General features: G+C 35.6%; 9 protein-coding genes. 3 read left to right on the top strand and 6 right to left on the bottom strand.

The annotated features are described in order from the left end of the window. Positions 1–47 precede the first annotated feature (47 nt). Positions 48–809 (bottom strand): TerB family tellurite resistance protein, encoded by a 762-nt coding sequence (locus ABXT67_RS06045; protein ID WP_415376380.1) that lies wholly within the window; start codon positions 807–809, stop codon positions 48–50. A 327-nt stretch (positions 810–1,136) separates the two neighbouring features. Here ABXT67_RS06045 and ABXT67_RS06040 point away from each other — a divergent pair, with 327 nt between their 5' ends. From ABXT67_RS06040 to ABXT67_RS06030, 3 genes are all read left to right on the top strand, one after another. Next, the gene (locus tag ABXT67_RS06040; protein ID WP_415376379.1) at positions 1,137–1,547 is read left to right on the top strand and encodes a BrxA/BrxB family bacilliredoxin; all 411 of its coding nucleotides are present in this window, start codon (positions 1,137–1,139) and stop codon (positions 1,545–1,547) included. Between the two features lie 209 nt (positions 1,548–1,756). Then, positions 1,757–2,500 carry a lysophospholipid acyltransferase family protein gene (locus tag ABXT67_RS06035; RefSeq protein WP_415376378.1) on the top strand — a complete coding sequence of 248 codons (744 nt, stop codon included), beginning with the start codon at positions 1,757–1,759 and terminating at the stop codon, positions 2,498–2,500. Between the two features lie 2 nt (positions 2,501–2,502). After that, a complete protein-coding gene (locus tag ABXT67_RS06030) occupies positions 2,503–3,168 on the top strand; it encodes an HD domain-containing protein (RefSeq protein ID WP_415376377.1) in 666 nt (221 codons plus the stop codon). Positions 3,169–3,174: 6 nt separating this feature from the next. Here the strand turns inward: ABXT67_RS06030 and ABXT67_RS06025 are convergent, their stop codons facing one another. The 5 genes from ABXT67_RS06025 to ABXT67_RS06005 form a co-directional block, all read right to left on the bottom strand. Continuing rightward, positions 3,175–4,875: a hypothetical protein gene (locus ABXT67_RS06025; protein WP_415376376.1), complete on the bottom strand. Its 1,701-nt coding sequence runs from the start codon at positions 4,873–4,875 to the stop codon at positions 3,175–3,177. A gap of 46 nt (positions 4,876–4,921) precedes the next feature. Then, positions 4,922–8,722 carry a carboxypeptidase-like regulatory domain-containing protein gene (locus tag ABXT67_RS06020; protein WP_415376375.1) on the bottom strand — a complete coding sequence of 1,267 codons (3,801 nt, stop codon included), beginning with the start codon at positions 8,720–8,722 and terminating at the stop codon, positions 4,922–4,924. Between the two features lie 17 nt (positions 8,723–8,739). Further along, on the bottom strand, positions 8,740–10,209 hold the full coding sequence (locus tag ABXT67_RS06015; RefSeq protein ID WP_415376374.1) for a tetratricopeptide repeat protein: 1,470 nt from the start codon (positions 10,207–10,209) through the stop codon (positions 8,740–8,742). A gap of 254 nt (positions 10,210–10,463) precedes the next feature. Further along, positions 10,464–11,090 (bottom strand): carboxypeptidase-like regulatory domain-containing protein, encoded by a 627-nt coding sequence (locus ABXT67_RS06010; RefSeq protein ID WP_415376373.1) that lies wholly within the window; start codon positions 11,088–11,090, stop codon positions 10,464–10,466. A 16-nt stretch (positions 11,091–11,106) separates the two neighbouring features. Continuing rightward, positions 11,107–14,133 (bottom strand): carboxypeptidase-like regulatory domain-containing protein, encoded by a 3,027-nt coding sequence (locus tag ABXT67_RS06005; protein WP_415376372.1) that lies wholly within the window; start codon positions 14,131–14,133, stop codon positions 11,107–11,109. Between the last annotated feature and the right edge of the window lie 261 nt (positions 14,134–14,394).

The raw sequence follows: 14,394 nt of genomic DNA, 5'->3' as shown, positions 1-14,394 counted from the left end.
GGGTGTTTTTGAAATGAAAACACCCTAAATTGGTGTCGCATTTACATTTAAAACCCTCGCTCATTTTGCAATTGCTCGTAGGCCTCTTGAACTTTTCTAAATTTTTCTTCGGCACCTTTCTGGTAGGCTTCGTCCATGTGTACTAACTTATCAGGGTGGTACTTTTTAACCATGGTTCGGTAGGCTTTTTTAATTTCAGCCTCCGTAGCAGTTCTTTCTATTTCTAAGATTTTGTAAGCACTGTCTGGATTTTTAAAGAACATTGCTTTAATGCTTTCAAAGTCTGCCATTTGGATCGCTAGATAGCCACAAATTTCTCGAATTACATTCACTTCTGAAGTAGAAACAGTGCCATCTGCATTCGCAATACTAAACAAGAAATGTAGTATTTGAAGTCTAGATTCATACCGTGTTCTTGCTCTTAAATGCATCGCGATGCGCTGGGCAGAAACATCTTTCTTCTTTATAACATCATTAAAAACTTTAAATGTGGCGTTGGCCCGTTCTTTACCATAAGCTTGCACAAAATATTGACGCACATAGTCTAACTCGCTCTGGCTTACTTGACCATCTGCTTTTATAACAAAAGAAGAAAGAGATAACAAGTTCAATTCAAAATCTGCTGGGGAAACTTGGTCACCCCTGCTGCGCTGCGGCTGTTGCTGAAAAATATCACCAAACGTGCGCTTTTTACCCCCTTGCCTTTTACTTCCCATTCGGTCTATAAAACTACCAAGGAAAAATCCGGCAATAGCACCCGGAAACCGATAAATCATATAGCCTATAAAGGCGCCTAAAATACTGAACATAAGATATTCGTTCTTTTTAAATTATAATTTTCAAAGATAAGTAAAGGAATTTGGGTAAATGTTACACTATGAAGTCGAAATCCTGCTTAAATATAATTTAAAAAAAAACAACCTGACTCAGCCTCTTTAGTGAAATCTAAACTGAATAAGAAGGTGATAAAATTACTTTAGAATAGTGTTAAAATTTCTTGAAATATGAAAATGAAACTATAGATGTCGTTTATTGTACAATATTTATTGAATATGGCTTAAGGCAATAGTTGTACTTTTTAGATTTTCAAATTGACTACCTTTGTGAAATAATTTTAACTCTAAATAAGAGAGAATATGTATCCAGCAGAATTAGTAAAACCTATGCGCGAAGACCTTACAAAAATTGGCTTTGCAGAATTATATACAGAACAAGATGTAACAAATGCATTAGCAAAAGAAGGAACTACTTTAGTAGTGGTAAATTCGGTTTGTGGATGTGCTGCATCAAATGCACGCCCAGGGGCAAAAATGTCTTTGCAAAACACAAAAACACCCACGAATTTAGTGACTGTTTTTGCAGGTGTTGATCGTGAAGCAGTAGATGCCGCTCGTGCAGAGATGGTGCCTTTTCCTCCATCTTCACCTTGTATGGCATTGTTTAAAAACGGTGCGTTAGTACATATGCTAGAACGTCACCATATTGAAGGTCGTCCTGCAGATATGATTGCAGACAATTTAAAAACGGCGTTTGACGAGTATTGCTAAACTTCGGCTCCGCTCAGGCTGCTAAATATCTTTTCCATAGTGGCTAAAAGCTACAAAGGCAAAAGCTAAGACGGCAGTTATATCCTCAGCAATCTTGCTGTTGTTTTATAAGGAAACAAAATAAAATTTCCATTTTAGTGCTGGATTTATCCTTTACTAAAATGGAATTTTTATTTTTACTGTTATCGGAAATAAAATCAACCTTATAAATGAAACAACTAGCACGTATTCTTAGCTACCCTTTTTCAGTATTATTTTATGTGTTTTTTGGCATTTCGGTTACGGCATTTCAGGCCATCCAATGGGTTTGCTTTAATGTATTTGGATACCAGGCACACAAAAAAAGTGTGGATATCTTGAACTGGCTATTATTGCGTTGTTTGAATGTTTTGGGTACGCGTTTCAGTTTTAAAATTGAAGGAAAACTTCCGCAGCGGGCCCCTGTAATTCTTGTTTCAAACCATCAAAGTATGTGGGATATTCCGCCTATGATATGGTATCTCCGCAAATTACATCTCAAGTTTATTTCTAAAAAAGAATTAGGACACGGTGTTCCTTCTATCTCCTATAATTTAAGACACGGAGGATCTGTTTTGATAGACAGAAAACAACCAGAACGAGCAACCGAACAAATTGTAAAAATTAGTAAATATATATCTAAACACCGTCGCGGAGTAATTATCTTTCCCGAAGGCACTCGCAGCCGAACGGGGGCGCCTAAACCTTTTAAAACCCGCGGACTCTTAACTCTTTTTGAGCAAGTGCAAGAAGGGTATGTGCTGCCTGTGACGGTAAATAATTCTTGGAAATTACAACGCTATGGTTTTTTCCCTATGCCTATTGGAGTTCATTTAAAACATCATGTGCATCCTGCTATTAAAATTTCAGAATACGAACCAAACGAATTAATTTCTAAAATTGAAGAGATTATTACACGGAATATTAATTTTTAATAATGAAGACTACTCGTATTCAAGAAAAAATAATACAGGAGACCGTCACTATCGTTACCTTAGAGCTCTCCAATGCCGAAGGTGGACACGATTGGTTTCATATCGAACGCGTATATAAAAATGCGCTCTTGATTTCGAAAGAAGAAAACGTCGATGTGTTTATTGTTAGTCTCGCGGCGCTATTACACGATATCGCGGACTCCAAATTTCACGGAGGGGATGATAACGCAGGCCCACGCCGAGCGAAAGAAATCTTAATGGAACTGCGTGTAGATCCGGTTATAATAGACCACGTTATCCTTATTGTGGCTAATATTTCTTTTAAAGGAGGAAATGCGATTAAAACCTTTCATTCAAAAGAATTAGAAGTGGTACAAGATGCAGATCGTCTAGACGCTTTGGGAGCGATAGGGATTTCAAGAACCTTTAACTACGGTGGCTTTAAAAACCGTAAAATTTACGATCCTGAAATACGACCTCAACTAGATATGACACCTCAAGAATACCAAGCATCAACAGCACCTACAATTAATCATTTTTACGAAAAGCTCCTGCTCCTCAAAGATAAAATGAATACTGAAAGCGGCAAAAAAATTGCCCAAGAACGACACCATTTTATGGAGCAGTTTCTTGAGCAATTTTATGGGGAATGGGAAGGTAAACTATAACAGGGTTTAATAGATGAATGAATCTAATGTAACTTTCTCCTTTTGATTTTCTAAATTAATTACTTTGATTGTTTTTTGCTCATTCTTCAAGCCATAATTTTGATATAGCGTATATTTTATCAAAGTAGCTGTCATTCCTGTACTTTTCCCTATTGGCTTTACATTTATAAGCCATTTGCCTTTGTCCAAGTCTTCAATTATAAATTCTTTTAAGGCAAAACCATTTTCTATTTCATTTTCTATGACATTCTTACTTTTAAAGTGAGTATGCTTCCAAGTGTAGTATTTTTTGCTAGGGCTTACAAATTGTACTTCAAACTCGGCTAAAGGACTCGTATATTCTAAGACTATACGAACATCCTTCTTAAAATCTAATGCCAATAGCTCATTGGGAATAGTATTGTAATTTATATACCTTTTGTAGTTTGTAATAAGATGTCTATACTCGTTAAAGATGATTGGACGTATAGAGTTGAATTTTACATTGGGTATGGTATTGTTCATCATTTGTTTATACAGTGTTGCAGCTACATTGTAACGTCCCGTACTCGCATATAATCTTGCAACATCACGATACGCTTGGATACTTGTTGGGCGAAGTTCCAGCAGCTCTTCCAGTACATAAGAGGCTTGAAGTAGAAGTTCGTCTTCTTCAAGCTTAAATGCGATGGCCATTAAAACTCTTGGGTTTTCAAGGTTCTGCTTATATAAGTCTGATAAAATTTTATAGCTATAGGAATGCCCCCATCTTCCAAAATAATCTGACATATCAAGATAATACGTTAGCGTAGAAGAGTTGGGTTCTTTACGTTTTTCTTCATAATACCTGAGTGCATCGTCAACATTTGTGTATTTTTCTATCTCATTTACATAGGGTTTTGTAGCGGATGCATTATTTTCTGAAATTGGTAACACCCTCTCGTTATAGTCATTACCTTTTGCCAAGAAGGAAGCGAAATTTGTGCTCTTGGAATTCGTGCTTGGAGAATTTTTTGTAGTAATATACATGATGCCGCCAGCACCCTGAGCGCCATAAGTAATAGTGCCAGCCAAACTCCTTTGTATCGCTACATTTGTAACAAACATAGGATTTATTGTTGCCAATACATTTTGATCTACAAGTATTCCATCTACGATCACTTGCATAGGCACTTTGCTACCCCCTAATGCCCCTCGCATTCGCGTATTGTACACGACTTGCCCTTGAGCGGGATCACCAACTACCTCTACAAACGGAATTTTTCTTGCCACGGTGTACATGTCCATATCAATGCCGCTTATAAAACTATCTCCATGGTTTTCATAAGAATGACCAAGGACATCTTTTCTTTTTTTTACAAAACCTTCTTTAATATATACTTCCGTCTCTTTTTTTTCACTCAAAGTAATGGTCTCGAGTAATTGAGTGTTGGTTTCCAATTGTATTCTAAGGTCTTGTTGTACATTGTTTACAGGCACTACCATTGGATGCTTGAATAATGCATTTATTACCAGTTCATCACCTGGGATTGCCGCAATCCTAAACGTACCATTGCTTATGGTTTCCGTTTCATTAAATGTTCCTTTTATGGTTACTATTGCATTGGCAACTGGCTCATTATCTGGCAATGATGTGATCGTACCAGATACAAATTGTTGTCTTTCTTGAGCTTGAAGACAAGCGGCACAACACAAAAAAAGAATGCAGTTTATCAAATTATTTTTCACGGTAAAAGTTTTATTTATTTGGATACTAAGAAATAACAATCAATAGTTAATACACAAACGAGTCTAAAGTAACCTTATCTATTTGCTTGTCTAAGCGTACTAATTTAATTTGTTTTTTTTCTTTTACTGTACCGTAGTTTTTATAAACGGTGTATTTTAAATAAGGCGGAATACTAATTTCATCTTCAAAACCAGTATACCTAATATTGACTAACCATTTGCCAGACGGAGCATCATCGACAATAAACTCCTCCACTGGAATTTTATAATCACCTTCAGCTCCTTTTGAATTCCAATTATAAAATTTATTTTCAGGATTAACAAACTGAAACTCAAACGGCGCATTTGCATCGCTCCAAGCAAGGGTCATCCGTACATCAACATTAAAACCTACCGCCAACCAATCATTAGGTAATCTTTGATAGTCTATCTTGTTCTTATGAAGCCCTACTAGTCGCTGTAACTCGTTACTAATGGCGGGATATAACTGAGAGAAGTCCACGCCTAAAATTTTATCACCTAACATATTTATATAAAGCTCTAGGGCTTTATTATACTCCCCATTTTCCTGAAAAACCAAGGCGAGATCTCGATACGACTGCGGATTACCCGGATCCATCGCGACAATACGTTCATAGATTTTTTGTGCTTGCACATTTGCATTTGCACTCTCGTATAAATAAGCCAATACCCTCAAGGCTTTAACATTATTCTTCGCTAAAAGCGCAAAATCATTATGTACTTCAGCAGCCGCACTAACATCTATCCTTTGAAAGTATAGCGCCATATCTACGTAAAAATCTACTTTATTTCGATAGCTGCTTTTTAGCTTTCTGTAATTTTCTAGTTTGATATTGATGCTACGCTCTTTAGTAACATCATCAATATAATCTGTATTAATAGCGTCAAAGCTTAGCTCTGGCAATTGTTCATCATAAATATTGTTTTTTATTCTAAGGTCTGGCCTATGCGCTGTCGTTGCATATCCTGTATTTGCTTTAGTTGTAATTAAAAGCGCACCACCAAATGCCTGACTCCCATATCTAATTGTGGAAGCAGCCCCTTTAAGAGCGGTAATATTTGTAATGGTTTGTGGGTCTATATTATTTAAGGTGCTTTGTGAAACGATGCCTCCATCAAGAACAATCATAATTTCAGACTTAACAATGGCCCCTAAACTCCTTTGAAAGAATAGTTTATTAGTCCTAGGATCTAAAAGTACACCCGGTATTTTTAGAGCAACTTGATTAAAACTTAAATCTGCTGGTGAAACAAATTTTGAAAGTTGATCCTCCACAGCATAGCCTACAGATTTTCTGTCCTTGTCACCATAAGCTTTTGTCACTAATCTCTTTTTCTCTTTTTCTTCAGCCAAGACGACCTCATTTAAAATCACAAACTTTGCGATAAGTTCTATTTTATAGAAATCTTCTTCTGTTATTAAAACAATTTTTGGGCGCATCCCTAGGTGTTTAATTTCGAGGACATCACCATCAGCAACATTCACTTTAAACGTTCCATCTATAGTTGTAAGAACTTCATTTAAATCGCCCTGCTTGATAATACTTACACCTTGTAATGGAATGTTATTGACTGAAATTAAACCCCGTATTTCTCTCTCTGCAAAATATTGCGTATTGTCTTGTTGTAGCGCTATAACTTCTTCTTCATATACCTTCGTTGACGCTTTAATTCCATTTTCGTCTAAAAATTGCTTGCGGATATTCGGGTTGTTTCTTGTGGTTATAATAACTGCACCGCCAGCACTAATACTCACACGCTCTACTACTAAAGGACTCACCGTTGCGACACTAACATAAAAACCATCTACAATAACCGTCATATAAGACTTGCCTCCTCCTTTTTTTAAATATAACGTTCTCATGCCACTAGAATCTTCATCAAAACCTATTCTTGGATGGGTTGATCGTAACATTTCATAAATATCCATTCCAGCCCTATTTAAATCTTTTTTATAAAACACAAATTTGATGTCGTGTTTTATACCATTTATGACTTCCATTCTTGTTTCTGGTATAAAATGATCGTAAGGGGGTAGGGGTTTTTCCGCTTTTTCCGTGAGTATTACCTCTTCTAAAATTTCGTTTTTAGGCACCAGATTGATTGTTAACTCACTTGCGTCTTCAATAACAACTGTTTTAGGGTACATACCCAGATGTTTTATCTCTAATATATCGCCTTGTGATGCATTTATTGAAAATTGTCCCTCTCCATTGGTTTCTACTTCTTTTAAACTGCCTAAGAGCAATACGCTCGCGCCTTTTAATATGGAACCATTTACCCTTACGGTCCCTGACACTTTATTCTTTTGAAAGTAGTTGTCATTTAGTGGGTTTGTGTTTAAAACAGGTACGTTTTCAGCATAAATATTATTGGTTCTTCTCGTAATCCCTAAACTATTAAATTTTTTATCAATACTATCTGGATGTAATCTTGTCGTAACAACTATTCTTGCGGCACAGGCTAAGACACTTCCATAAGCGTGGTATACAGAGATATGCTCAATTTGAGAAATCAAGATTAACTCTGGTGTTGTTTCAACTCCATCTACATAAAACTTAGTACACCTTCCCTTTACGGCTGTCATAATTCTGCCGCTATCATTATTTGAAACAATTCCAAATCTTCCATTTATTAGATCTGAAATATTGACCGCGTTGGACTTAAAGTCTTCTTTGTAAATAGAACGAATGGGTACTGTTCTTCCTTCAACCACATCTAACTGTTTCTTTTCATTGAAGTTATAAGCCGGCTTATCTACTTTTTTTGAAAGTTGGACTTCTTCTAAAACTTCGGTTTTAGGCAGGAGTGTTATCCTGTATTCTTTTTCCTTAGTGGCCTCTAAATCCATTGGAAACATCCCTAAATGTCTTATTATTATGACGTCACCAGATATTGCTGGTAATGTAAATTCTCCTTTAGCATTTGTCACATACTCTTTAAGGCTTCCTAACCTCATTAAGGTTGCATTTTGAATGGCCATTCCGTTTGCTTCTACTATTCCCGTAATAAATGTTTCTTTAGGTATCGAGTCTTCTTGCGCCTGTTGTTTTTGCGGCGAAAAATAATTTCCAGAAGTATAGGCACAAAGTTTTTCAAAATAGGCTGCATCATCTTTATTTTGATTTGTCCGTATCACGTGAACAGGTGTTTTTTGATTCACGTTAAAAGTTCCAAATGACGGTTTGTTTGCAGCAACGATTACTACCTCGTCAGCATCTGCAAATGATACTAAATCATAGTCTGAGACTCCTTCATAAGAAATAGCATTAAGCAAGCCATATAAATCTAATTCAAAGCTAGCCGAAACGGTAAGTGTTTCTGAAGCTATAATTTTAGAATTAAAAGCAATAAATGAAACTTGAGCAATCGCATTTTCACGAATATAGTTGATTAAAAAGTTAGATTCCTTTTTAATATTGCGGTGCCCATTTGCTTTTGAGGCATCCCAGAAAACTTGGATTTTATGAGCTTTTTTCGAAGCAACACTTGGCAAATTATTCGATTTTTCTAAATAAACAACCCCACGATTATTCATCAAGGTTCTAATGTCATCTGCATTATTTGAGAGCGTTTTATAGCCTCTAGCCGAAACTTTTAATGTGCTTTGCTCACTCAGTATTTTATGATATTTACGATATACAAATTTTCCCAGTTCATTGGTGATTTCTCCCACACCCTGACCTGTGACCCCTACTTTAGCATTAGGTATTGGAGTATTCGTAGCTTTATCTAAAACCGCACCTCTAAAAACAGTTTGGCTTATAGCGCCTTGACTTATAAAAAATAGGGCAAGCAATGTGATTATTCCTGTTAATTTTTTCATGGTTTTTTATTTAAAATTTAATACACAAACGAATCCAAGGTCACTTTATCTAGCTGTTTATCCAATCGCACTAGTTTGACTGTTTTAGACTCTTTAGTAGTTCCAAAATCTTTATAAAGTGTATACTTTAGATAGGGTGGAATACTAATTTCATCTTCAAAACCAGTATGCCTAATATTGACTAACCATTTGCCAGACGGAGCATCATCGACAATAAACTCCTCCACTGGAATTTTATAATCACCTTCAGCTCCTTTTGAATTCCAATTATAAAATTTATTTTCAGGATTAACAAACTGAAACTCAAACAGCGCATTTGCATCGCTCCAAGCAAGGGTCATCCGTACATCAACATTAAAACCTACCGCCAACCAATCATTAGGTAATCTTTGATAGTCTATCTTGTTCTTATGAAGCCCTACTAGTCGCTGTAACTCGTTACTAATGGCGGGATATAACTGAGAGAAGTCCACGCCTAAAATTTTATCACCTAACATATTTATATAAAGCTCCAAGGCTTTATTATACTCCCCATTTTCCTGAAAAACCAAGGCGAGATCTCGATACGACTGCGGATTACCCGGATCCATCGCGACAATACGTTCATAGATTTTTTGTGCTTGCACATTTGCATTTGCACTCTCGTATAAATAAGCCAATACCCTCAAGGCTTTAACATTATTCTTCGCTAAAAGCGCAAAATCGTTACGTACTTCAGTAGCCGCACTAACATCTATCCTTTGAAAGTATAGCGCCATATCTACGTAAAATTCTACTTTATTTAGATAGCTATTTTTTAGCTTTCTGTAATTTTCTAGTTTGATTTTTGTGCTTTTCGCTACACTAATTTCGCTTAAGTAATCAGCCTCTATTTTATCAAAGGTAAGTGTTTGTAGCACCTCATTATAACTGTTATTTTTGGCGCTAATACCATTTAGCGCTAACATTTGTTTTTGAATGTCTGGATTATTTCTGGTAGTGAAAATAATTTGTGATCTACTGTGGTCTGGACTTAAATATACACTTGAGCGTATTATCGTTGCCGGATCTAAATTATCTACATCTCGTTCTACGCCGTCAACAAAGCATCTTAAAGGCTGTTTAAGGTGCATAAACTTTAAGCGTCCATACTGTACTCCTATTCGTATAGGGCCAATACGCCCCCCTATTAGCTGAAAAACGTTCCGTGCTCCTTTATAAAAATCATCTTTTTTATTAACGAATGAGACAGGATATTTTTTACCATTAATATATTCTACACTTTTAATTGGATCAAAATAATCATAGGTTACTGGTTTTCTAATCTCCTCTTTTAGTAAAACCTCATCCAATATTTCGGTTTTATTTTGAAGTTCTATCTCATAATGCTTCTCATTAGTAATGACGAGTGTTTTAGCGTACATTCCTAAATATTTTATAGTAATTACGTCTCCAGATTTTGCTGGTATTAAAAATGCCCCTTCAGTATCGGTTATATATTCTTTCAAGCTTCCGAGCTTCATCAAACTTGCATTTTCGATTGGAGAGCCACTTGCAAAAATTATTCCAGATATAGCAGTTTCATTAATTAATATATCTTCTTCAAACCTGTTATTTTGTGGTGCATAATAATTGCCAGAAGTATACCCACAAAGTTTTTTGAAGTATTCTAAATCCTCCGGGTTTTGATTTGTTCTTATAACGTGAACGGGTTTGTTTTGGTTAAGATCAAAAGTTCCAAATGCTGGTTTGTTAGCTGCAATTAAAAAAACGCATGGACGTCCTTTACTGAAATAAGATCGTAATCTGAAACACCTTTATAAGAAATCGTAGTTAGTAAAGCCCTTAAATCTTTCCCTATAGCTGTTGTTACTTTTAGTTCCTCTGAAATTCTTATTTTGTTATTGAATACAATAAATGACACATCCTGAATCTCATTATCTAAAATATAATCGACTAAGAAATTAAGCTCTTTAGTAACGTCTCTGTAACCGTTTGCTTTTGAAGCGTCCCAAAAAACCTGTACACTATTGATTGATTCTTCAAAGTCGTTTGCCAAAATTTCTGACTTTTCAATATAAATAACACCCCGATTGTTCATTAGAGCCCTAATGTCTTGAGCATCGTTTGTAAGGGTTGTATACCCCTGTGCTGAAACTATCAAAGTACTATTGTTATCCAGAACTTTATGATATTTACGGTAGGTAAAATTCCCTTGGTCGTTTGTAGTTTCTCCCACACCCTGTCCAGTAATACCTACCTTAGCATTTGGTACCGGTACATTGTTAGCGCTATCTAAAACTACACCTCTAAAAACGGTTTGGCTTATGGCGGTTTGACCTATAAAAAATAGGGCAAGGCACACAATCGATCGAGTAAATTGTTTCATTCCTCTTTATTTATAATTAATACACAAACGAATCTACCGTTATCTTCTTTTCATACTTGCTTAAATCTATAAGCTTGATCGTTTTAGTTTCATCAGGCTTGCCATAGTTTCTATATAAAGTATACTTTATAAAAGTGGCATTTTTAGTTTCTTTTCCACCTAGGGGGTTAACATTTATGAGCCATTTTCCTGGTGTTGGGTTGTTCAAAACAAACTCTTTTGATGCAATGCCATCTTTTATTTCTGCAGCCACCTCTTCTCCATTTTCAAACACTGTATGCGAATACATGAAATAATTATTATCTGGATCTACAAACTGAAGTTCAAAATCTGTCGCAGCATCATTCCAGTCAAAAACCATTCTAATATCTTGGCTCAAATAATTCGTTAACACCTCATTGGGCAGCTCTTGGAAGTTGATTTTAGATTTGTGGAGAGACACTAGTTGTCTTGTCTCACTGTTGATTATTTCGGCTACAGCGGTAAAGTCTATTTCAGGAATCTGGTTGTACATCATTTTTGCGTATAGATCTCCCGCTTCCTTGTATTCCTTTATTTGTTTTAAACTTCTAGCATAATCAAGGTATGATTGTACGTCACGATTATTTACACTTAATAGCCGATTATATATTTTATGGGCATCCTTATAGTTGCCTAATTTTTCATATTGGTACGCTAACGTTTTTAGTGCTTTAGAGTTATCAGGAGCTAAATGAGCAATAGTAGAAACTACTCCTTTTGCAAAATCAAGGTCTTTGGACTGGAAATATGATGAAGCTTCTATCAAGTAGCTTATACTTGGAGTGCCTATGGTTTGTAATTGATTTGCATACCTTTTTTTTGCAGCGTTTACATCGGCGGTATTTTCTAATGCTAGGAGCAAGTCAGACTTTGGGTTTGTTGCCTGAGCAATTTCAATAGTGGTCGTCTTTTCATTATACTTAGGCCTTTTTGTAAGTTCTTTTTTAGGCTTTGCTTGAGTAAGATTGCGATCATAATCCTCTGGTTTCTTTAGTTCAACTACAATGGCTCCATAAGCCGCTGATTGCCCATATCTCACTGTAGAACCGGCAGTGCTTAACACAACAATACTTTTAATTGTTTGCATATCCATTGGCGGTGGAAACTGCCCTCTATTTTGATCAAAAATCATATCATCCACAACAATTGCAGGATAGCTTATGCCTTCATTTAAAAATGAATCTCTCATTGTTTTTCTGATCGCATATCCTGTACCAACAAGGATAACCCCTGGAAGTCGAATCAATACGTCAGACCAATATAAATGTATGGGGAGTATATCTTTTTCTGTAAATCTTCTAATTGTTGAAAAGCCTACACTCCCTCTTTTCTTTTTTCCAAAAGGCGTATCAACAATTTCAGCTCCGACATCTATTTTCCCTTTTAGTTTCACCTCATTTAATACCACAACGTTATCTTCTAAAGGAATGTGCAATTTTTTTATGCGCGAAACAATAGTGTCCTTTCTATATCTCCCAAACGCTTTAACCGATAAAATATCATCTTTTTGAGCATCTATAACGTACCTGCCATTTGGACCTGTCGTGGCCTGAACGAAAGTGTCTTTTATTTCTACTGTTGCGTCCTGAACCGGACCGTTTTCGTCATAGATAACGCCATAAACAAATCCACGCTTATCCTTGGTATCTAGTGGATTATAACTATTCTTATCCTCGATATCATTTAAAAGAAAGTCCAACCCTGCTTTAATACTTGATTTGTCCAAATTTATATAATGTCCACCGCTATAAATGGCGGCATTTTGTAAAGATTGGTGGTTGGCATTCGTTAAGCTATTGACCGTAAATATTGGAGCACTAATTTCTGGTTCTAAGGAACTTAAAACACTCTTCCCATTTGTAAAAAGTAATACTGCCTCCACTTCTTTATTCTTTTCTCGTACTATTTGTGAATAGTCTGTCGCACCCAAATAATAACTGTCTTCTAAATAGGAAACAATTGCTTCAGAGTCTCCATCTACACATTCAAAAGTTTTCAAAATATGTTCTCCATTGTTAAATTTAATTACCTCAACATTTACATTAACAAGTTTTTTTAAATATTTAGAAAGTAACTTGAGTTCATCTTTGGTATTCCTTTCTTGTAATGCCATAGAAGTATCCCAAAACACTTGTATCTTTTCTGGCTTTTTTCGAGCTACGGTAGTAATATTAAACTGTTTTGAATAAGAGCTAATAAGATTATAGCTTATCCCAATATCTTCGTAGGCTCGCCAAGTATCCTGACTTAGTTTTTTTGTGAAAGAAAGCCCTCCATAAGGACTTGCCGAAACCGAAAAGTAGATGATATCCCCATAAATCTCAACCAGTTCTAAACTCACAACAATGTTTTTATCGACCACAATATTATAGTCTTTTAAAGGGATTGTTTCAACACCCTTCTTTTTAGATATCACGTGAAAGATATTTTGATACAACAGTTCTTTTCCCGGAAAACCTCTATGATAATCATAGATTTTAACTCTAACCAATAAACTGTCTGAAAGGTTTTCTTGAATATTAAAACTAAGATCGTGCAATAAGGTATTGCGATGATTGATGTTTACTTTAGTCGCAATTTCTCCCCCCAAGCCTTCAATATCTCTCCAATAACCTCCCCTAGATTTTGCGTAGGCAGTCTTTCCTAATCTTTCAAATTCTCGCTTTTCAGAAGTCAGCAATACTTCCGCTAGACCATATTCTTTTGGCACTAAAGAAATGGCAAACTCATACGAGTTTAACTCCTTGAGCTCATAGAAATAAATAATCTTAGTCTCGTATCCAATTGAGGAGATTTGAAGAATATCATCACCTGTTATTCTATTAGTTTTATAATTTAATTTAAAGTTGCCGAAGGAATCACTCACAGTTCCAATACCCCTATCCAAAAAACCAACATTCACAAACTCTACTGGCAGATTTGTTTTAGCATCAATAATTTTTGCAGCAAGAGTATTGTATTCTTGTGCAGCTAAAAAACTTGTACTTGTAAGAAACAAAAGAAGGAGATACCTTTTTTTCATAGCATTGAAATATAGTTAAACGTAGCATCTAAAATGTACCTTAAAATACAAAAATAGTTTCTTCATACCTACAAAACATGGTCGTGTTTTATGAAAACAGACCTGTACTACAAGTATTAACCTTTTAATAAATTATAGCAAAAGAGCGATGCAAAAGCTGCGGTTGTGATTCTTAAATCTTCCATCTTCATAAATTATTTGATTGCGCGGAGGATGGAATGCCCAGATTATTTATCCTCATTTGATTTTGATTTGTTGAGA

The sequence above is a fragment of the Patiriisocius sp. Uisw_017 genome, assembly GCF_047731265.1.
GTDB lineage: Bacteria > Bacteroidota > Bacteroidia > Flavobacteriales > Flavobacteriaceae > Patiriisocius.
This window is presented reverse-complemented; position numbering and strand designations above follow the sequence as displayed.